We start from the raw sequence: 19,071 nt of genomic DNA, 5'->3' as shown, positions 1-19,071 counted from the left end.
TTACCGCAAAACGGTTTAGATGTTAATATCACGCGATATTCTCTGTAATATGCACGAAAGTGTTGCAGACTACGTGGCAGAGCACCCGAAGATGGCCGGCGTCCTGTTCACCGCGCTCCTCCTGTTGACGCAGGCGGCGCCCGCGGCGGCGAACGTTGCACAGACCACGCCTGGTCCCTAATTCGGCAGGATCTCGTCGCTCCAGACTAGTTCCTCTTGGTAAAAAACGGGAACAGTCTCTAACTTGAGTAGCGCGTCTAATTGCTCCCTTTTAATTGAGCTAATAAATGCATTAGACGGGACTGAGTAGTTGAGACCGATACCCTCGATTGCAGGAGAGTATAGACAACCGACGCCGTACGGGCCGTTGGGATACGATTTCATAGTTATATCGTATTCCGAGCTTTGTTTCATAATGTCGAGTACCACTGCGATCCCACTCCGACTCTGACAGATCGTCGTCCCGCCGTCGCCGACGACGATGTACTGGTGGCCCGTGATCAGCTCCCGCTTCGCGACGTGAAGCGCGGTGCGGAGGTTGAAGCCGCTGTTCATCAGGCGGGCGATGATCCGGCCGAGCTGGGTCGCCGGCGAGTTCGCCACGTCGGCGAGGGTGACGATGCCGCCGCGAGAGCCCCGGTGGACGAGGGCCTCGCCCTGCTGGTACGACTGGCAGGCGTTGAGCAGGAAGGCGCTGACGCCGACATCGAGATCCTCGGCCGTGAGATCGAGGTAGTCGTCGGTGCACTGCATCCCGCGGTCGTCGACGTGCCCGATGTAGTGGAGGAAGTCGACGTCGGACTGGAGGACCTCGCGCATCTCCTCGCGGGTGAGATCGTGGCGAACCTCGATGTCGAACTGCACCATGTCGCGGAGGCCGTACAGGTCCGCGACCTCCCCCTCCTCGCGCATCTGCTCGTCGTTACAGACGACGAGCACGGAGATCCGCGACTGCTCGACCGCGCCGGCCTCCAGCCGGCGGTGGTACGCGTCGAGGGTTGCCTTGTTGGCGTCGAGCGGGACGCCGGCGCCGACCCACGCGTGCTCGACCGTGTCGACCGGCTCGGGCCGCACGAAGTCGGCGTCGGTCGGCACCGCGCCGCGGTCCGCAGAGGCGTCGGCACCGCGGATGGGTTCGGTCTCGGTGCCGCCCCGGACGAACTCGTCCGGGCCGAGGGGGACCGCTCCGGTCGGAGCGTCGTCGGCGCCGGACCCCGGACCGCGGAAGAAGCCGAGCCCGTCGCCCTCGCCGGCCGTCGCTGGGGTCGCCGCCTCCGGGGACCGAACGATCGAGAGCTCGCCGGCGACGAAGGGGAGCATCTCCACGTTCTCGGGGTCGGGGCGCACGTCGGTCGTCAGGGTCCACTGGGGGAGCTCCGGCTCGACGCGCTCGAAGGGCACGTCGAGGTACTCGCCGAGCCGCTCCGCGAGCGGGAGGTCGTACAGTCGGCCCCAGTCGAGGTCGAGGTCGGTGGTCTCGCGCTCGTGGAGGTCGACCGGGTAGAACCCCTCCGTCCGGGCGAGACAGTCGAAGTGGAACGCCTGCCGGAGCACTTCCGCGGTCCGTCGCTCGAAGCCGGGCTCCAGGGAGTGCGTCCAGCCGTCGCCCTCGATCCGGGGGGCGTCCCCGGAAACCACGTCGGCCGCGAAGTAGTACGCGAGCGATATCACCGGGTAGAGGTAGCGGTACTCCGGGGGGACGACGATACGGACTCCGGAGTCGAACGGTTCGACGCGATCCGGGACGCGGAGCTCGTCGCCGGACTCGATCAGCGGGGGGTGCCCGCGGAGCGTGGGGAACGACCGCTCCGGGCTCGTCGTCTGGAGCGCGGAGCCGAGCAGGGAGACGGCGTCCATCAGCGACTCGGGGTCGGTCGGCGTCTCGATCGTCCCCGCCGGCACCTGGTGAAGCGAGCGGAAGCCAAGCGTGACCTCGGCGGGGGCGTCGAGGTCGATCCGGGTCGTCCGCTCCGTCGTCGACACGGAGAACGGCGACTCGAACGCGAGGTACAGCTTCGTCGGCGCGGGGTCGATCCCGACGTGGTACGTCCCCGCCGGCATCGCGTAGGAGTCGCCGCGGGTGAGCAGCGTCCCGTCGCCGGACCGGGCTTCCACGACCGCGACGCGAGGGACCTCGATGGACCCGGTCTCGACGGTCACGCTCGCGTCGATCGGGAAGTAGTGGGCGCCCTCGGGGCTCGCGGTCGGCTCGACCGCCCGGTCGGTGTACACCTCGAACTGCGTGTTCTCGATGTGGTCCGTGACGGTGATCCCGGGTGCGTCGGGTAGTGGGTCGATGTCGATACTCATGAGGGAGACCGCGGTCGGCGGCGGGATCGTCGAGGCGGGGTTCGACGCGGCCGTTGTTACCGACTTCTGGAGCGATGCGGCGATAAAGCTTGTGTCGGGGGATCGCCGCGGACCGAACGGATAAAGGGGCGGCCGGTCCACGTTCGCGTAATGATCACGCTTGGAACGGCCCGCGCCTCGCCGGGGGAGACGGACACGGGCCGTCTCGAGGTCGGCGAGACGCGGGACGGGAGTCCCGTTCGACTGCCGGTGGCCGTCATCAACGGCGCGGAGGACGGCGAGACGTTGTACATGCAGGCAGTCAGCGACGGGGACGAGCTCAACGGGCTCGGCGTCGTCAACCGCGTCGTGCCCCGGCTCGATCCGTCGGAGCTGTCGGGGTCCGTCCTCGTCGTCGGGGTGGTTAACTACTTCGGGTTCCAAGTCGCCGAGCATCGGAACCCGATCGACGACCGGAAGATGAACCGCGGGTACCCCGGCGACGAGGACGGAACGACGAGCGAGCGCATCGCACACGCGACGTTTCAGGCCGCGAAGCGGGCGGACATCATCTTGGACCTGCACCAGGGGTCGACCAGCCGGATGATAAACGAGACGCGGGTCCGGTGCGGGATCCGCCACCGGCTTCACAGCGACTGTCTGGAGTTGGCGAAGGCGTTCGGCTGCGGCCACGTCCTCGACATCAAGGGACCGGACGGGCAGCTCGCGCGCGCCGGCCCGGAACACGGCATTCCGACCATCGACCCCGAGCTCGGCGGCTGCGTCGGGTGGGACGAGGAGTCGATCCGGTACGGCGTCGAGGGCGTGTTCAACGTGCTCCGTCACTACGGCTACCTCGACGGGGACGTCGACCTCGAACGGCAGACGAGGGCACGGGGATTCGACCAGTACGGGTCGCCGGCGGGCGGACTGGTCCGGTTCGAGCGCGATCTCGGCGAGCGCGTCTCGACGGGCGATCTCCTCTTCGAAGTGACCGACGTGTTCGGCGAGCTGAAAGGGAGAGTGACCGCCGACGACGACGGCGTCTTCTGGCGCACCCGGCGGCTCCCGCAGGTCGCCGCCGGCGAGTACGTCTGCTCGGTCGGCACCAACGTCGACCAGTACTGATGTCCGACGACGGCGGTTCCGATCCGGGCCCTCGCGACGACCGCGACCAGAGCCGCGCCCTCGCCTGTCCCGAGTGCGGCGCGACCGTGCGCGACCGGTGGCGCTGCGAGTGCGGCGCCCCGCTGGAGTTCGCGGACCCGCCGATTCCGGAGGGGACGGCCCCGGATCCGGAGAGCGATCGGCGCGGTGAGCGCGACCCGATAGATCCCCGAAACGGGCTCTGGGCGTTCGAGTCGTTCCTCGCCGTCGGCGACGACCCGGCCGACCGCGTGACGCTCGGCGAGGGGATGACGCCGCTGGTCGACGCGGACGCGGGGACCGAGGGCGGGGGCGACCCGCCCGACGACGGCTGGAACGCCGACTTCAAACTGGAGTACGTCTTCCCCACCGGCTCGTTCAAGGACCGCGGCGCGACGACGACGCTCACGCGGGCCCGCGAGCTGGGCGTCGAGCGCGTCGTCGAGGATTCCTCCGGCAACGCCGGCGCCGCGATCGCGACGTACGCGGCGCGCGCCGGGATCGACGCAGCGGTGTACGTCCCGGCCGACGTCAAGGAGTCGAAGCTCCGGGCGATCCGCCGGGCCGGAGCCGAGCCGGTCCGGATCGAGGGCTCTCGCGCGGACGTGACCGAGGCGTGCGTGGCCGCGCTCGGTTACGGTGACGGAGGGGAAACACGCACCGGTGACGCAGCGGGGTCCGCGTGGTACGCCAGTCACGCGTGGAACCCGGCCTTTTTCGAGGGAACCGCCACCGTCGCCTACGAGATCGCGTTCCAGCGCGGCTGGGACGCCCCCGACGCGGTCGTGACCCCGCTCGGGCACGGCACCCTGTTCCTCGGGGCCTACCGCGGCTTCCGGCGGCTGAAGCGCGCGGGCTGGATCGACGAGGTCCCGCGGCTGTTCGGCGCGCAGGCCGCGGGCGTCGCGCCGATCGTCCGCGAGCTTCACGGCGCCGACGCGGCCGACCCCGAGGGACGCGTCAACGCGGCCGCCGACGGGATCCAGATCGCCGAGCCGGTCCGGAAGCGGGAGATCCTCGACGCCGTCGCCGACACCGACGGCGACGCTCTCGCGGTCACGCAGGCGGCGGCGGAGCGCGAGCTCGACCGGCTGCACGCCGCCGGGTTCTACACCGAGCCGACCTGCGCCGTCGCGCCGGCGGCGCTGCGCGAGCTCCGCGAGCGCGGCGTCCTCGCGCGCGACGCCGACGTGGTCGTCCCCCTGACCGGGAGCGGACTGAAGGGCTGACTGCGGCCTCCGAGGGATTCGCGGGGCCTCGCCACCGTCATCCCTTTTCAGTCTCGCCCTCTGGGAGGACGTATGGAGGTCCTCGTCTACGGCGCGGGCGCGCTCGGGAGCCTCGTCGGCGGACTGCTGGCGCGGACCCACGAGGTCACGCTCGTCGGACGCGACCCGCACATGCGGCGGGTCCGGGAGGACGGGCTCCGGATCGACGGCGAGGTCGACGCCCACGTCCATCCCCGGGCGCTCACCGACGGGAGGCACCGCTCCGCCGACCTCGCGGTGGTCACGACGAAGGCGTACGACACGGACGCGGCCGCGCGGGCGCTCGCGACCGGCGAGTACGACGCGGTCTGCTCGCTCCAGAACGGCCTCACGGAGGAGCGGCTGGTGGCGGCGCTCGATCCGACCGTGCTCGCGGGCACCGCGAGCTACGGCGCGCGGTTCGCCGAGCCGGGGCGCGTGACCTGTACCGGCGTCGGCGAGGTCGCCGTCGGGACGCTCTCCGGGGGCACTGACCCGCTCGCGGAGCGCGTCGGGAGCGCCTTCGACGAGGCCGGGATCGAGACGACCGTCGCCGCGGACATGCCCCGGCGCCGATACGAGAAGCTCGCGGTCAACGCGGGGATCAACGGCCCCTCGGCGCTCGCGCGACTCTCAAACGGGGCGACCCTCGACGGGCCGGGCGGCGAGGCGGCGCGCGAGGCGGCGCGGGAGGTCGCGCGGATCGCGCGGGCCGACGGGGTCGGTCTCGGCGAGGAGGCGGTGGTCGACGCCGTCGAGCGCGTCGCCGCCGCCACCGCCGCCAACCGGTCGTCGATGCGCGAGGACGTCACCGCCGGCCGGCGGACCGAGGTCGACGCGATCTACGGCGCCGCGCTCGACCGCGCCGACCGGTTCGGCGTGTCGGCGCCGACGTGCCGAACCATCGCGTCGCTGATCAGGGGCTGGGAGGTCGGGGCGGGGGTTCGACCCGCCGCGGACGCCGACCAAGCGGACGCAGAGTGATCTCGTACGGCGGAGAAAGTGAGGCGCTTACGGCGGATTCAACACCACTCTTCGAGGACGGTGGCGTCTGTCTCGTCGACCGAGACCCACGCGTTCTCCCGGGAGACATCCGCGATCACGAGCTCCGGTCGCGACGCCGACGAGTCGTCGATCGACGCCATCACGTCCGGCGAGTCGTCGGCGTCGAGGGCCGGATCCGTCGGCAGCGCCGTCCGGCGGTGATCTGGGTCCGGGTCGTCCCATGGAGTGGAACTCCGTGACATGATTGTGAATTGTTCACAGTACGTATAAGCGTTCCGGAGCGAGATCGTCCGCCATCGGCGAATCCGCGATCTGAGAGAAAGATCGGGGACGGGAAGCCCTGTCAATCGTCGATCACGGGGGATTTGGCGGGGTCGAGCGTCGATCCGACGAACAGATCGGTTCGTTGTCAGGGTCTCGATCGGAGACGGCGAGACTCGCGTGCGGCGGAGATACCTCGAATCGCGGGGAACGCCCGTGTGTCCCCTCCACCCCAGCGGGCTCGCGAACCACCTTCGCAGTATACAAGAGGTGGCACGCTGAAAGACGGTGCATGAACGTTTCAGACGCCATGACGCCGCGGTCGGATCTCGTCGTCGTCGAGATCCCGGGGAGCCGGAACGACGTGTTGGAGTACATCCAGGAGTACGGCTTCTCGTCGGTGCCGGTCGTGAAAGACGTCGACGGCGACGAGGTGTACCGCGGCCTCGTCTCCCGAGACGACCTGATCGAGCAGCCGGACGAGGACCAGCTCGCGCTGCTGATGCGCGAGGTGCCGACGGTGGGCGTCGCCGACGCGATCGGCGACGCCGCCGCCACGATGGTCGCCGAGAACTCGCGCCGGCTCCCGGTCGTCGACGGCGATCGGCTCGTCGGTATCGTCACCGTCACCGACGTGGTGCGGGCCATCGCCCGCGGCGAGATCGACGGCGACACCGAGGTCGGCGGGCTCGCGACTCCCGCGGTCAACGCGACCCACACGGAGACCCCGCTTCCGGTCGCCGAGCGCGAGATCGGACTGGCCAACGTCCCCTACGCCGTGGTGCTCGACGACGACGCCGGGCTCGCCGGTATCCTCACCGAGGTCGACGTGCTGGAGGTCGCCCGCGTCGTCGAGGGCGAGGCCAGCACGGGCGACTCCATCGCCGAGCAGGACTCCGAGTGGTCGTGGGAGGGGATCAAGGCGACCGGCGCCCGCTACCTCCCGACCCGGAACGTGGAGCTGCCCGTGGGCGCGGTCCGCCACTTCATGACCGAGGACCTCGTCACGGTCAGCGGGACGCGGACCGCCAAGGAGGTCGCACAGGAGCTCATCAGCAACGACATCGAGCAGGTGCCGCTGGTCAACGGCACCGACCTCGACGGCATCGTGCGCGACGTGGACCTGCTGGAGGGGTTATAGATGGCGTCCGAGGAGATCGTCGAGTTGGCGAAGCGGCGCGGGTTCTTCTTCGGCTCGAACGGCGCGTACGGCGGCACCGCCGGCTTCTACACCTTCGGCCCGCAGGGCGCGGCGCTGAAGAAGAACGTCGAGGACGCGTGGCGCGACCGGTTCACCATCCGCGAGGGGAACCGCGAGATCGAGGCGCCGACGATCATGCCGGAGCCCGTCTTCGAGGCGTCCGGCCACCTGGACACGTTCGACGACATGCTCGTCGAGTGCCCCGAGTGCGGCGAGTCCCACCGCGCCGACCACCTCGTCGAGGCCGTCACCGACATCGAAGACGCGGAGGCGCTCCCCGGCTCTGAGGTCGAGGAGCTCATCGCCGACAACGACATCGCCTGTCCCTCCTGCGGCACCGCGCTCGCGGGCGTGACGGTCGAGGACTTCAACCTCATGTTCGCGACCGACATCGGCCCCGGCGACGCCCAGCCCGGCTACCTCCGACCGGAGACGGCGCAGGGGATCTTCGTGGAGTTCCCGCGGCTGAAGGAGTACGCCCGCGGGAACCTCCCGTTCGGGATCACCCAGATCGGTCCCGCCTACCGCAACGAGATCTCGCCGCGCGGCGGGCTTCTCCGGCTCCGGGAGTTCACGCAGGCGGAACTGGAGCAGTTCATCGACCCCGAGGAGGACGAGCCCCCGCTGGACCGCGTGCGCGACGTGTCGGTCCGGCTGTACCCCGCGACCGAACAGCAGGCGGCGGACGGCGACTACGTCGAGACCACGGTCGGCGAGGCGGTCGACGAGGGTGTCATCGGCTCCCCGTGGGTCGGCTACTACCTCGGCGTCGCGAAGCGGTGGTACGACCGGATCGGCGTCGACCTCGACCGCTTCCGGTTCCGCCAGCACCTCGCGGGCGAGCGCGCCCACTACGCGTCCGACTGTTGGGACGCCGAGAGCGAGGTCGACGGCGACTGGATCGAGATCGCGGGCTTCTCCTACCGCTCCGACTACGACCTCTCGAAACACGACGCGCACGGCGACGACGCGTTCACCGTGTTCAAACGCTACGACGAGCCGAAGTCGGTCGAGCGCGCGACCGTCGACCCCGACATGTCCGTGCTCGGTCCCGAGTTCGGCGGGGACGCCTCCGCGGTCGCCGAGGCGCTCGAAACCCTCGCCGAGCGCGACCCCGACGCGTTCGACGGCGAGACGGTGACGGTCGAGGTCGACGGTGACACCCACGAGGTCGACGCCGACGTGGCGAACTTCTCGGTCGAGACGGTGACCGAGAACGGCGAGCACCTCACGCCGCACGTCGTCGAGCCCTCCTTCGGCGTGGGGCGGACGGTCCAGACCCTGCTGGCGCACGCCTACAGCGAGGACGAGGTCGACGGCGAGGAGCGCACGTACCTCTCCTTGGAGCCCGAGGTCGCGCCGCAGGACGCCGCGGTGTTCCCGCTGGTGACCAACGACGAGCGGCTCACCGAGCTGGCCGACCGCGTCGCCGCCGACCTCCGCGAGGCGGGGCTGGCGGTCGCGTACGACGACTCCGGCTCCATCGGGCGGCGCTATCGCCGACAGGACGAGATCGGTACCCCGTTCTGCGTCACGATCGACCGCGACGGGATCGAGGGCGACGGCCCCGAGACGGTGACCGTCCGCGAGCGCGACTCCGCGGCGCAGGTCCGGGTCCCGGCCGGAGAGCTGGCCGAGGAGCTGGCCGCGCTCCGCGCCGGCGGCGAATTCGACGCGCTGGTGGACCGTTACGAGACCGTCGCCACCGACGTCGAGACCAACTGACCCGTGCCCCTTCCGGCGGCGGAGTGGCGGGCGAAGGTGGAGTTCGAGCGGCGGCTGGTCCACGCCAGCGGTACCCTCTTTCCGGTCCCGTATCTGCTCGGGTGGCTCACGTGGACCGAGACCGCCGCGATCCTCGCTCTCGGCGTCGCCGTCGTCGGCCTGCTGGAGTTCCTCCGGCTCGTCGTGGGGCTCGATCACGCCGTGTACCGGCACCTCACGCGGGAGTACGAGTCCGACAGCGTCGCCGGCTACGCGATGTATCAGGTCAGCACCGCGTCGGTCGCGGCGGCCGCGGTCCCCGCGTTGGGCGTCCCCGGCATGACGCCGACGCTCGCGGTGCCCGCGATCTGGATGGTGTCGCTCGGGGACCCGGTCAGCGGCGCGCTCGGGGACAACGACGCGACCGAGTCGAAGCGACCCGTCGCGTGGATCGCGATGTTCCTCGTCAGCCTCGCGCTGGCGCTCCCCTTCACCGTGCCGGCGTTCGGGACCGCCACCGGCGTCGCCGTCGCGCTCTCCGGCGCGGTCCCCGCCGCGGTCGCCGACGGCCTCCCGCCGATCATCCGGGGCGTCGCCGTCGACGACAACCTCACCATCCCGCCCGCCGCGGCCGGGGGGATGCTCCTCGCGGTCGCGGTGTTGGCGTAAGCGGTCGACCAGCGCGGGTTCTGAGCAGTCCTAAGTGTTTTTAACTGAATGTGCGGTGGCGCGTGCCTGCGAGCGGCCGCCATCGGCGGCCGCGAGTCAGCACCGCGCGAGGGAGTCGCGAGCGGGCGACCGAAGGGAGCCCGAGCGAGCGACGAGGCTGGGGAGGCGTGAGGTGTGGTTGCTGTTGCGGGTGGGACTCAAAGGGGCAGCCGCGAGGCCGGCGTAGGCGTTCACGAGAGCGAAGCTCTCGTGAGCCAATCAGAACGCTTCGCGTTCTGATGACGACGTAAGCACCGCAAAGAGCGGGTGAACCGAGCGACTGAGGAGCACAGCGAGCGTACGCCGGCCTCGCGGCTGGGGCTTTGGAGGCCCTCACCGTCGAGTCACCGATCACGTCCCGTCGAGCAACGAGATCGCAGCAACCCACCGAGCCCACGCTCCGGACCTCAATCGCTCCGCACCGGTCACTCTGGACGCGTGATCTGCAGTAGAAACGAAGGGGGATCGGCGACCGATCTACGCCGCGCGGCGTTCCTTCGCCTTCGGACGGAGCTTCGTGTAGCCGCACTTGCGGCATCGGTCCGCGTCCGGGGAGTTGCGGGCGTTACAGCGCATGCAGATGTGTCGGTCGAGGTTGCGGCGTTCCGCGGCGTCGAAACTGGCCATACCGCTACTGACAGGCCGATGCTGTAAAAGGTTGCGAGACGCGGCGGGTCGGATCGGCCGCCTCTGAGCGGCCTGAGCGCCCGTGAGTCGCCTCAAAAGACGTGAGCCGAGCCGTTAGGCGCCCGCTTCGGAGAGCGCGGCCTCGATGTCCTCGCGCTGGGTGACGCCGACGAATCGATCGACGACGCCCTCGTCGTTTTCGATGATGAGGGTCGGCAGCGAACGCACCTGGTACTGGTTGGCCACGTCCTGCTCCTCGTCGACGTTCACCTTCTGTAGCTCGAAGGCGTCGCCGAGGTCCTCCTGGATCTCCTCCAGAATCGGGTCCTGCGTCTTACACGGGCCGCACCAGTCAGCGTGAAAATCCAGCAGTCGAACAGTCATTATCCGGCGCAATCTACCGCCGGGCGGCGCATAAGGGTTTCCCACTTGTGCACGCACCGACTTGAACCGCGGCCGCCGCTCGTGGACCCGAGGCTTCGGGAGCGCTCCACGTCGAGCGCCGAACGAAACGTTTAGAACGGCGCGAGACGCACAGTCGGCCATGAGCAGTGGTTCCAACTCCGGCGGGCTGATGTCCAGCGCGGGGCTCGTCCGCTACTTCGACAGCGAGGACCGGGACGCGATCGCGATCGACCCGAAGACCGTCCTCGCGTTCTGCGTCCTCTTCGGCGTGTTCGTACAGATCCTCTCGCTGACGGTCGCGTAAGTCTGCCGTCCGGAGTTCGGTTCCGCCCACTACTTCCAGCACCGTCGTCAGCCTCTCGCTTCGCCTGCTCCGTAGCGCGCCCTTTTTGCCCGTCCCCCACCGACCGGTTCCCATGCAAGCAGGCGTCATCGCCGTCCAGGGGGACGTGGCCGAACACGCCGCCGCCGTCGAGAACGCCGCGGCCGCCCACGGCGAGCCCGCGGAGGTGGTGGAGGTCCGGGACTCGGGGATCGTCCCCGACTGCGACGCCCTCCTCATGCCCGGCGGGGAGTCGACGACCATCTCGCGGCTGATCCGCCGGGAGGGGATCGACGAGGAGATCCGCGACCACGTCGCGAGCGGGAAACCCGTGCTGGCCACCTGCGCGGGGCTCATCGTCTGTTCGCGGGACGCGAAGGACGACCGGGTCGACGCGCTCGGGCTGGTCGACGTCTCCGTCGACCGCAACGCGTTCGGCAGACAGAAGGACTCCTTCGAGGCGAAGATTCCGGTGACCGGGCTCGACGACCCGTTCCACGCCGTGTTCATCCGCGCGCCGCTCATCGACGAGGCGGGCGAGGGCGTCGAGACGCTCGCGACCGTCGACGGCCGTCCGGTCGCGGTCCGCGACGGCCCCGTCGTCGCCACCGCGTTCCACCCGGAGCTCACCGACGACCCGCGGATCCACGACCTCGCCTTCTTCCCCGAACAAGAGGTGGTCGCGTGAGCGGTTCGGACGGGGGCGCCGACGGCGAGGTCGACGACGAGAGCGACCCGGAGGCGCCCTCCGAGGCCGTCCTCGACGAGCTGTTCGCCACCATCGAGTCGCGGAAGGAAGAGCTGCCGGAGGGGTCGTACACCGCCTCGCTGTTCACCCACGAGAAGGGCGAGAACGCCGTCTTAGAGAAGATCGGCGAGGAGTCCACGGAGGCGATCCTCGCGGCGAAAGACGACGACGTAGACGAGCTCACCTACGAGAGCGCCGACCTCGTCTACCACCTGCTGGTACTGTTCGCGATGAAGGACCTCGACCTCGACGACCTGCGGGAGGAGCTGCGGGACCGCTTTTAACCCCTATCGCTCCCGGTCGAGCTCGCGGTTGATGTCGTCGAGCTCCCGATCGATGTCGTCGGGCTCCTCGGGCTCCAGCTCGCTCGCGATCCGCCGCTCGAACTCTTTTTCGCTGATCTGCCCTTCGACGTACTGTCGGCGGAGCCGGTCCTGCCGGCTCTCCGGGGCGTCGCTGGACGATGCCGAGGCGGGGGACGACCGCGACCGCCCGAACGAGTCGCTCGCGGAGTGGTTCGCGTCGTCGCCGCCGAAGAGCCACGCTCCGGCCTTGTAGAGGGCGTAGACGACGCCGACGAACACGGCGAGCGAGACGAGCCCGGAGAGGATCGCCCACGCGAGACTCAGGATCGCCGAGACCACGGAGACGACGACGCTGACCCCGATCAGGATCGCGATCGCGATCGCGCCGTAGTAGAGGACCTTTTTCCCGTCCATGCGGTGGAGTCGCGGCCCTGAGCGCAAATATCTTCTCCCGTCGGGTCGACGCGTATGTCCGCCCGTCCGAAGACTTATTCGGCGCTGTGGTCGTGAATTAGTGAAATGCACCCGACGCCGCGGTCCCGGACGGACGCCGCATCTACGGGCGCTTCGGAGGCGCGCCCGTGACCGATCGGGCCGCCTCCGGCGACGATCGGACGGGGCCCGGCGTCGACCGGCGGACCGTCCTCGGCGCGCTCGCGGGAACCGGGAGCGCCGCGGTCGCCGGCTGCGGTTCCGACTCCGGTCCTGGCTCTGACGCCAACTCCGATTCCGGTTCCGATCCCGACTCCGGCTCCGGTCCGGACGACGCCGAAACGGGCGGAATCGACCCGGACACGCTCGACGACCTCGCGGCCCGGTTCGCGCCGACGCTGTACTTCGACGCCGCCGAGCCGTGGTTCCCGACCGATCCGCGGCCGTACACGGTCGAGGAGGGCGGCGAGACGGTCGTCGACGGGTTCGAAGCGTTCGACGGCTACCACGAGCGGTACGAGGAGGCGGGCGAGCCGCCGGACCCGACCGTCTTCTACAACGGGGTCCGGTACGAGGACTCGCCGCTCGCGGTCGTCCAGTTCTGGTTCTACTCGGCGTTCGACCAGTTCACGGCGAACTTCCACTGGCACGACTGGGAGGTGCTCCACGTCTTCGTCGACCTCGACACCGGCGATCCGCAGCTGTACGTCGCCAGTTCGCACTCCCGCAGCGTGCCGAACAACGAGTTCCTCGATCCTGCCCCCGACGCGATCCCGCGCGTTCTCACCGAGCTCGGCTCGCACTCCAGCACCCTCTCGGTCAACGAGAACCCCGACAGGTTCCAGCGCGTCGGCGAGGAGGGGTTACTCGCCGACATCACGAACACGACGATCGACACCGTCGAGGACCTGCTCGGGATCCCCATCGCGTACGGGCTCCCCCGCGACGAGGAGATGCGGCTCCCGTTCGTCGTCCCCGAGTACGAGGGCGAGCCGATCTACGAGCACCCGGACCTCCCGTCGGTCACCGAAGAGTCGCTGGTCGACGGCGCACTCACGGTCCGGTCGCTCGACGCGTTGGGATCGCCCCCGACGGATCTCCCGCTCCGGGAGACGGGGATCGCCTTCCGCCACGCCGACCGCGAGGACCCGGTCGCGGACGAGACCGCCGAGGCGGTGATCGGCTACGATCTCGTCGAGACCGCCGAGCTTGAGGGGATCGCGGCGTTCACCGGCCCGCAGCTGAGCTTCGAGTTCGCGGTCCCGGAGGCGGTCGAGGACGCCGTCGCCGGCCACATCACGACCACGGGCGTCCCGTGGGAGCAGCCGCGCTACGAGAACCCCGCGCTCGACGTGAGCGCCGGCAACCACCGGTCGGAGCTCGCCGCGCGGTACGACGCCATCGCCGCCGAGGAGTCGTTCGGCGACGCCGCGACGGCGGAGCTCGACGGGATCGTCGCTCGCGTCACGCGGGCGACCGAGAGCGACGACGCCCCCGACGGCGAGGGGCTGACGACGACCGACGCGGTCACCGAGTCGGTCGTCCTGATCGAGAGCGACCCGGAGGCGGTCCCGACGTTCGCCGGCGGGGTCGCGGTCGCGAACGGAGTCCCGGAGGGCGACCACCGCCTGACGGTCAACGGCGCGGGACAGGCCCCCCACAGCGAGGAGTTGACCGTCTCCGCCGACGACCCCGTGACGACCGCCGGCGTCGACGGCGAGATCCCCCTCGTCGCACGCGAGAGCGCGCGAAAAGTGGCGCTGTCGGACGCGGAGAGCGACGTCGACCTGACCCGAACGGCGATCGAGGACGACTTCGCCGGTCGGATCTACGACTCGGCGATCGACGGGAGTGACGCGGTGTACGTCCACGCGGGCGGCGCGTACACGGCCGAGGTGCGCGACACCGACGAGGAGGTCGGGGCGTACCGCGTCAATCCGGATGCGGAGACCGGTGAAACGAGCGCACCGATCCGGATCGAGCGGCCCGAGACCGGCGCGGCACCGCTCGCCGGGTTCGTGGCTGAGATCGCCGAGGAGACGCGGGCCGAGGTGGCGGCCGCGGCGGCCGGAGGCGACGAGGGCGGCTCCGGCGGTGGTCCGTCGAACGCTGTCAACGGGCTCGAACGCGCCCTCGCCGCCGCGGTCGACGCCGCGGAGCGGGCCGCGGAGCGCGCCCGGGAGGGCGACGGTGAAGGGACGAACCGCCAGTTGGAGAACGTGCTCGACCGGATCGCGCGGATCGAGGAACGGCTCGCGGCGGCGCGCGAGGGGCTCCCGCCGGGGCTCGCGAACGCGACGGGGAAGCGGATCGAGCAGGCGACGCGGCGCGTCGAGCAGGCGCAGAACGCCGAGAAGCTGTAGGCGGCGGCCGCTTTTCGCCGCACCGATCGCCGCCCACGAGTGGGTGTGCCACGCCGCACCACTGGATGGAAAGCTATACGACGCCGACCCCTCCACGAGTATATAAGCAGATGTCTCAGGAGGGTTACGACCACACCGCGGTCGAGAAACGGTGGCAGGAGGCGTGGGACGACGCCTCCGTGTATCGCACGCCGGACGAGGTGGACGACCCCACCTACGTGCTGGGGATGTACCCGTACCCGTCCGGGAAGCTCCACATGGGCCACGTCCGCAACTACACCATCACGGACGCGTACGCCCGATACCGCCGGATGCGCGGCGACGACGTGCTCCACCCGATGGGGTGGGACGCGTTCGGGCTCCCCGCCGAGAACGCCGCCAAGGAACGGGACACCAACCCTCGCGACTGGACGTTCGACTGCATCGACACGATGCGGGGGCAGATGAAGTCGATGGGGTTCGGCTACGACTGGGACCGCGAGGTCACCACCTGTACCCCCGAGTACTACCAGTGGAACCAGTGGCTGTTCCGCCGCTTCCACGAGGCGGGGCTGGTCGAGCGCCGCGACGCCGAGGTGAACTGGTGTCCCTCCTGTGAGACCGTCCTCGCCGACGAGCAGGTGGAGGGCGACGACGAGCTGTGCTGGCGGTGTGACACCCCCGTCGAGACCCGCGATCTGGACCAGTGGTTCTTGGAGATCACCGAGTACGCCGACGAGCTGATCGACGCGATCGACGACCTGGAGGGGTGGCCGGACTCGGTGCGCCAGATGCAGCGCAACTGGATCGGCCGCCAGCACGGCACGACGCTGGACTTTCACGTCGAGGGGCACGGTCCCGTCGAGGCGTTCACCACCCGCGTCGACACGATCCACGGCGCGACGTTCTTCGCGCTCGCGCCCGACCACCCGATCAGCGAGGAGCTGGCCGACTCGGACGAGGACGTACGACACTTCATCGAGGAGGAGGCCGACCCCGAGGGCGACGAGCCGAACGGCGTCGCGACCGACCTCACCGCGACGAACCCGGCCACGGGCGAGGAGATTCCGGTGTTCGTCGCCGACTTCGTCCTCTCGGACGTGGGGACGGGCGCGCTGATGGCGGTGCCAGGTCACGACGACCGCGACCACGCGTTCGCCGAGAAGATGGGCGTCGACATCGAGCCGGTGATCGCCTCCGAGCCCGACGACTGGGGCGGCGAGACGGTCCCGGACGCGCCGGACGTGAGCGAGGCGGCGTTCACCGACGACGGCGTCGTCATCAACTCGGGCGAGTACAGCGGCCTCGACAGCGAGACGGCCCGCGAGCGCCTGACGGCGGACATCGAGAGCGCCGAGGCGACCACCCAGTACCGCCTGCGCGACTGGGGGATCTCCCGACAGCGCTACTGGGGGACCCCGATCCCGGTCGTCCACTGCGACGACTGCGGCTCGGTGCTGGTGCCCGAGGAGGACCTGCCGGTCGAGCTGCCGGAGTTCATCAACACGACCGGGAACCCGCTGGACGCCGCCGAGGAGTGGAAGGCGACGACCTGTCCGGAGTGCGGCGAGCCGGCGACCCGCGAGACGGACACGATGGACACGTTCGTCGACTCCTCGTGGTACTTCCTGCGCTACGTCTCGCCGGGACTGGACGACGCGCCATTCGACCTGGACCGCGCGAACGGCTGGATGCCGGTCGACCAGTACGTCGGCGGCATCGAACACGCCGTGATGCACCTGCTGTACTCGCGGTTCGTCACTAAGGTGCTGGCCGACGAGGAGGGGTTGAAGCACCGCGAGCCGTTCACGAACCTGCTGGCACAGGGGATGGTCCAGCTGGAGGGCGAGAAGATGTCCAAGTCGAAGGGGAACACGGTCTCCCCCCAGCGCATCGTCGACGAGTACGGCGCCGACACGGCCCGGCTGTTCATGATGCAGGCGGCCCAGCCCGAGCGCGACTTCGACTGGTCCGAGGAGGGCGTCAAGTCGACGCACCGCTTCCTCGCGCGGCTGACGGATCTGGTCGAAGAGTACGTCGCGGGGGAGGTCGCGCTCGCCGGAGACGGCGACGCCGAGGCCGCCGACCGCGATGAAATCGACGACTACGTCGCCGACGAGGTCGACGCCGCGGTCGCCATCGCGGGCGGGGAGTACGACGACCTGACCTTCAACGTCGCGCTCCGCGAGGCGCAGGACCTCGTGGGGACGCTCCGGAGCTACCGGGACCACGCCGACCCGCACCCGGAGACGTACGAGCGCGGGCTGGACGTCGCCGTCCGCCTGCTCGCGCCGGTCGTCCCGCACCTCGCCGAGGAGCTGTGGTCGACGCTGGACCGCGACGGGTTCGTCGTCGAGGCCGACTGGCCGACCGCGACGGTCGACCGCGAGACGGTCGAGCGCCGCCGGCGGCTGGTCGCGAACACCCGCGAGGACGTGCGCGACATCGTCGAGGTCGCCGGCATCGAGGACCCCGAGCGGATCGACGTGGTCGTCGCGCCCGACTGGAAGTTCGACGCGCTGTCGATCGCGATCGACAGCGACGCCGACAACCTCATCTCGGAGCTGATGGGGGAGAGCCACATCCGGGAACAGGGTGACGACGCCGCCTCCTACGGGCAGGACCTGCAGGCGAACCGCGAGGCGCTCCAGGAGACCCTGTCGGGCGACGAGGAGTACGACGCGCTGCGCGCGGCCTCGTGGCTGATCGAGCGGGAGTTCGACGCCCCGGTCCGCGTCGAGCGCGCCGGAGACGCCGACGAGAGCGTGGCCCGCAAGGCTGAGCCCGGTCGGCCCGCGATCGACATCGTCGAGTAGCGACTCGGGCCCCCCTTCGAAGCGGATCCGGCGGCCCGGAAGGGCTTAGTCGCCGGCGAGGTCCACTCGTGTATGGACGACCCGTACGCCCCCGCGCGCGACGCCCTCGCCGGGGACGGGCTGGCCGGCGGCGCGGCCGATTCCGACCCCGCGCTCCTCGCCGCCCGCCTCGACGAGGACGACCCGCTCGCTTCGTTCGCCGACCGGTATCGCGTGCCCGACGGCGTTCTCTACATGGACGGCAACTCGCTCGGCCCGGCCAGCGACGCCGCCCTCGCGAGCCTCGACCGCGTCGTCGACGAGTGGCGCGACCGGCTGATCGCGGGGTGGACCGACGCCGACCCGCCGTGGTTCGAGGTCGGCGAGCGGCTCGGCGACGCACTCGCGCCCCTCGTCGGCGCCGACCCGGAAGAGGTCGTCATCGGCAACTCGATTACGGTGAACATTCACACGCTCGTCGGCACGTTCCTCGACGAACTCCTCGCCGGGAACGGCCCGGAGCGAGAGGGGTTCGAGGCGGCTGACGGGACGTGGGCGCCGGGAGGCGACCCCGACACCGACCCCGCCGTCCTCGTCAACGAACTCGACTTCCCCTCCGATCACTACGCGGTCCGGGCGCAGCTCCGTCAGCGCGGGATCGATCCCGACGAGAAGCTCCGAGTCGTCGAGAGCCGCGACGGGCGGACGATCGACCCCCGGGACATCGAGGCCGCGCTGGCGGCGCACGACGATGTCGGGCTCGTCTTCATGCCCACCGCGCTGTACCGCTCCGGCCAGCTGTTCGACGTGGCGCGGATAGCCGAGGCCGCCCACGAGACCGGCGCGTACGCCGGCTTCGACGCGGCCCACACCGCGGGCGCGGTGCCCCACGAGTTCGGCGACGCGGGCGTCGACTTCGCGGTGTGGTGCACGTACAAGTACCTCAACGCCGGTCCCGGATCCATCGGCGCGCTGTTCGTCGCCGAGCGCCATCACGGGCTCACGCCCGCGCTGGCGGGGTGGTGGGGCCACGAGAAGGCGACACAGTTCGAGATGAAGATGGCGTACACCCCGGCCGACTCCGCGGGCGCGTGGCAGATCGGGACGCCGCCGCTGCTGGCGGCCGCGCCCCTGGAGGGGTCGGTCGAACTCCTGCGTGAGGCGGGGATCGAGCGCCTCCGCGAGAAGTCGCTCGCGCTCACGGACTTCCTGATCGCCCTCGTCGACGACCGGCTTCCCGATGTTTCGGTCGGAACCCCGCGCGAGCACGCGGCTCGCGGCGGTCACGTCGCCTTAGAACACCCCGACGCGGAGCGGCTGAGCGCGGCCCTCAGCGACCGCGGAGTGATCGTCGACTTCCGGCCGCCGAACGTGGTTCGAGTGTGTCCGGCTGCGCCGTACACCTCGTTCGCCGACGTGCTGGCGGTCGTCGACGAGATCGAGTCGATCCTCGAGTCGGGAGTACACGAGGAGTACGCGAAGAACGCGGGCGGCGTGACGTAGCGACCGCGGCCCGACGTGTGACGCGCGCGAA

General features: G+C 70.2%; 19 protein-coding genes. 14 read left to right on the top strand and 5 right to left on the bottom strand.

Annotated elements, in window-relative coordinates; genetic code table 11:
* The first annotated feature begins 49 nt into the window (after positions 1 to 49).
* Positions 50 to 181, top strand: coding sequence for a DUF7503 family protein (locus tag C471_RS18235; protein ID WP_004049163.1), 132 nt, complete (start codon positions 50 to 52; stop codon positions 179 to 181).
* Here C471_RS18235 and C471_RS11425 read toward each other — a convergent pair.
* The gene (locus C471_RS11425) at positions 178 to 2,310 is read right to left on the bottom strand and encodes a caspase family protein (RefSeq protein ID WP_004049160.1); all 2,133 of its coding nucleotides are present in this window, start codon (positions 2,308 to 2,310) and stop codon (positions 178 to 180) included. The two genes, C471_RS18235 and C471_RS11425, sit on opposite strands and share 4 nt — an antisense overlap.
* On the opposite strand from C471_RS11425, the gene C471_RS17475 reads away from it, so the two are divergent.
* The 4 genes from C471_RS17475 to C471_RS11410 all read left to right on the top strand — a co-directional run bounded on the left by C471_RS17475 (position 2,297) and on the right by C471_RS11410 (position 5,666).
* Positions 2,297 to 2,434, top strand: coding sequence for a hypothetical protein (locus tag C471_RS17475; RefSeq protein WP_160163148.1), 138 nt, complete (start codon positions 2,297 to 2,299; stop codon positions 2,432 to 2,434). The two genes, C471_RS11425 and C471_RS17475, sit on opposite strands and share 14 nt — an antisense overlap.
* 26 nt (positions 2,435 to 2,460) lie before the next feature.
* Positions 2,461 to 3,417, top strand: a complete 957-nt coding sequence (locus tag C471_RS11420; protein WP_004049158.1) for a succinylglutamate desuccinylase/aspartoacylase family protein — start codon at positions 2,461 to 2,463, stop codon at positions 3,415 to 3,417.
* Entirely contained in the window at positions 3,417 to 4,664 is a 1,248-nt protein-coding gene (locus C471_RS11415) for a threonine synthase (protein ID WP_004049157.1), read from the top strand. The genes C471_RS11420 and C471_RS11415 overlap by 1 nt, the downstream gene beginning before the upstream one ends.
* A gap of 72 nt (positions 4,665 to 4,736) precedes the next feature.
* The gene (locus C471_RS11410) at positions 4,737 to 5,666 is read left to right on the top strand and encodes a ketopantoate reductase family protein (protein ID WP_004049155.1); all 930 of its coding nucleotides are present in this window, start codon (positions 4,737 to 4,739) and stop codon (positions 5,664 to 5,666) included.
* A 38-nt stretch (positions 5,667 to 5,704) separates the two neighbouring features.
* On the opposite strand, the gene C471_RS11405 is transcribed toward C471_RS11410, so the two are convergent.
* Positions 5,705 to 5,929 carry a DUF7556 family protein gene (locus C471_RS11405; RefSeq protein ID WP_004049153.1) on the bottom strand — a complete coding sequence of 75 codons (225 nt, stop codon included), beginning with the start codon at positions 5,927 to 5,929 and terminating at the stop codon, positions 5,705 to 5,707.
* 311 nt (positions 5,930 to 6,240) lie between these two features.
* On the opposite strand from C471_RS11405, the gene C471_RS11400 reads away from it, so the two are divergent.
* Genes C471_RS11400 through C471_RS11390 form a run of 3 tightly spaced genes read left to right on the top strand, consistent with a single transcriptional unit; the run spans position 6,241 to position 9,522 of the window.
* Positions 6,241 to 7,089: a CBS domain-containing protein gene (locus C471_RS11400; RefSeq protein ID WP_004049152.1), complete on the top strand. Its 849-nt coding sequence runs from the start codon at positions 6,241 to 6,243 to the stop codon at positions 7,087 to 7,089.
* Entirely contained in the window at positions 7,090 to 8,874 is a 1,785-nt protein-coding gene (gene glyS, locus C471_RS11395; RefSeq protein WP_004049150.1) for a glycine--tRNA ligase, read from the top strand.
* Between the two features lie 3 nt (positions 8,875 to 8,877).
* On the top strand, positions 8,878 to 9,522 hold the full coding sequence (locus tag C471_RS11390; RefSeq protein WP_049909331.1) for a hypothetical protein: 645 nt from the start codon (positions 8,878 to 8,880) through the stop codon (positions 9,520 to 9,522).
* 516 nt (positions 9,523 to 10,038) lie between these two features.
* Here C471_RS11390 and C471_RS11385 read toward each other — a convergent pair.
* Together C471_RS11385 and C471_RS11380 are read right to left on the bottom strand one after the other, a co-directional pair.
* Positions 10,039 to 10,188: a 50S ribosomal protein L40e gene (locus tag C471_RS11385; RefSeq protein ID WP_004049145.1), complete on the bottom strand. Its 150-nt coding sequence runs from the start codon at positions 10,186 to 10,188 to the stop codon at positions 10,039 to 10,041.
* Between the two features lie 114 nt (positions 10,189 to 10,302).
* On the bottom strand, positions 10,303 to 10,572 hold the full coding sequence (locus tag C471_RS11380; RefSeq protein ID WP_004049143.1) for a thioredoxin family protein: 270 nt from the start codon (positions 10,570 to 10,572) through the stop codon (positions 10,303 to 10,305).
* Positions 10,573 to 10,732: 160 nt separating this feature from the next.
* Between C471_RS11380 and C471_RS11375 the strand changes: the two genes are divergently transcribed.
* From C471_RS11375 to hisE, 3 genes are all read left to right on the top strand, one after another.
* Positions 10,733 to 10,897: a preprotein translocase subunit Sec61beta gene (locus tag C471_RS11375; RefSeq protein ID WP_004049141.1), complete on the top strand. Its 165-nt coding sequence runs from the start codon at positions 10,733 to 10,735 to the stop codon at positions 10,895 to 10,897.
* A gap of 112 nt (positions 10,898 to 11,009) precedes the next feature.
* Positions 11,010 to 11,603 carry a pyridoxal 5'-phosphate synthase glutaminase subunit PdxT gene (pdxT, locus tag C471_RS11370; protein ID WP_004049137.1) on the top strand — a complete coding sequence of 198 codons (594 nt, stop codon included), beginning with the start codon at positions 11,010 to 11,012 and terminating at the stop codon, positions 11,601 to 11,603.
* Entirely contained in the window at positions 11,600 to 11,947 is a 348-nt protein-coding gene (gene hisE, locus C471_RS11365; RefSeq protein ID WP_004049135.1) for a phosphoribosyl-ATP diphosphatase, read from the top strand. Before pdxT ends, hisE begins: the two co-directional genes overlap by 4 nt.
* 3 nt (positions 11,948 to 11,950) lie before the next feature.
* On the opposite strand, the gene C471_RS11360 is transcribed toward hisE, so the two are convergent.
* On the bottom strand, positions 11,951 to 12,382 hold the full coding sequence (locus C471_RS11360; protein ID WP_004049127.1) for a hypothetical protein: 432 nt from the start codon (positions 12,380 to 12,382) through the stop codon (positions 11,951 to 11,953).
* A 167-nt stretch (positions 12,383 to 12,549) separates the two neighbouring features.
* On the opposite strand from C471_RS11360, the gene C471_RS11355 reads away from it, so the two are divergent.
* The 3 genes from C471_RS11355 (at position 12,550) to kynU (ending at position 19,040) form a co-directional block, all read left to right on the top strand.
* Positions 12,550 to 14,763 (top strand): hypothetical protein, encoded by a 2,214-nt coding sequence (locus C471_RS11355; RefSeq protein WP_004049125.1) that lies wholly within the window; start codon positions 12,550 to 12,552, stop codon positions 14,761 to 14,763.
* 110 nt (positions 14,764 to 14,873) lie between these two features.
* Positions 14,874 to 17,558, top strand: a complete 2,685-nt coding sequence (leuS, locus tag C471_RS11350) for a leucine--tRNA ligase (RefSeq protein ID WP_004049123.1) — start codon at positions 14,874 to 14,876, stop codon at positions 17,556 to 17,558.
* Positions 17,559 to 17,630: 72 nt separating this feature from the next.
* On the top strand, positions 17,631 to 19,040 hold the full coding sequence (kynU, locus tag C471_RS11345) for a kynureninase (RefSeq protein ID WP_004049122.1): 1,410 nt from the start codon (positions 17,631 to 17,633) through the stop codon (positions 19,038 to 19,040).
* Positions 19,041 to 19,071 lie beyond the last annotated feature (31 nt).

It is taken from the genome of Halorubrum saccharovorum DSM 1137 (assembly GCF_000337915.1).
Lineage (GTDB): Archaea > Halobacteriota > Halobacteria > Halobacteriales > Haloferacaceae > Halorubrum > Halorubrum saccharovorum.
This window is presented reverse-complemented; position numbering and strand designations above follow the sequence as displayed.

Excerpts from the sequence above, each read along its gene's own strand:
- C471_RS11380 (WP_004049143.1), bottom strand. The coding sequence starts at position 10,572 with ATGACTGTTCGACTGCTGGATTTTCACGCTGACTGGTGCGGCCCGTGT.
- C471_RS18235 (WP_004049163.1), top strand. The coding sequence starts at position 50 with ATGCACGAAAGTGTTGCAGACTACGTGGCAGAGCACCCGAAGATGGCC.
- C471_RS11375 (WP_004049141.1), top strand. The coding sequence starts at position 10,733 with ATGAGCAGTGGTTCCAACTCCGGCGGGCTGATGTCCAGCGCGGGGCTC.
- C471_RS17475 (WP_160163148.1), top strand. The coding sequence starts at position 2,297 with ATGTCGATACTCATGAGGGAGACCGCGGTCGGCGGCGGGATCGTCGAG.
- C471_RS11360 (WP_004049127.1), bottom strand. The coding sequence starts at position 12,382 with ATGGACGGGAAAAAGGTCCTCTACTACGGCGCGATCGCGATCGCGATC.
- kynU (WP_004049122.1), top strand. The coding sequence starts at position 17,631 with ATGGACGACCCGTACGCCCCCGCGCGCGACGCCCTCGCCGGGGACGGG.
- C471_RS11425 (WP_004049160.1), bottom strand. The coding sequence starts at position 2,310 with ATGAGTATCGACATCGACCCACTACCCGACGCACCCGGGATCACCGTC.
- C471_RS11410 (WP_004049155.1), top strand. The coding sequence starts at position 4,737 with ATGGAGGTCCTCGTCTACGGCGCGGGCGCGCTCGGGAGCCTCGTCGGC.
- pdxT (WP_004049137.1), top strand. The coding sequence starts at position 11,010 with ATGCAAGCAGGCGTCATCGCCGTCCAGGGGGACGTGGCCGAACACGCC.
- C471_RS11400 (WP_004049152.1), top strand. The coding sequence starts at position 6,241 with ATGAACGTTTCAGACGCCATGACGCCGCGGTCGGATCTCGTCGTCGTC.
- glyS (WP_004049150.1), top strand. The coding sequence starts at position 7,090 with ATGGCGTCCGAGGAGATCGTCGAGTTGGCGAAGCGGCGCGGGTTCTTC.
- C471_RS11415 (WP_004049157.1), top strand. The coding sequence starts at position 3,417 with ATGTCCGACGACGGCGGTTCCGATCCGGGCCCTCGCGACGACCGCGAC.
- C471_RS11420 (WP_004049158.1), top strand. The coding sequence starts at position 2,461 with ATGATCACGCTTGGAACGGCCCGCGCCTCGCCGGGGGAGACGGACACG.
- C471_RS11385 (WP_004049145.1), bottom strand. The coding sequence starts at position 10,188 with ATGGCCAGTTTCGACGCCGCGGAACGCCGCAACCTCGACCGACACATC.
- C471_RS11405 (WP_004049153.1), bottom strand. The coding sequence starts at position 5,929 with ATGTCACGGAGTTCCACTCCATGGGACGACCCGGACCCAGATCACCGC.
- leuS (WP_004049123.1), top strand. The coding sequence starts at position 14,874 with ATGTCTCAGGAGGGTTACGACCACACCGCGGTCGAGAAACGGTGGCAG.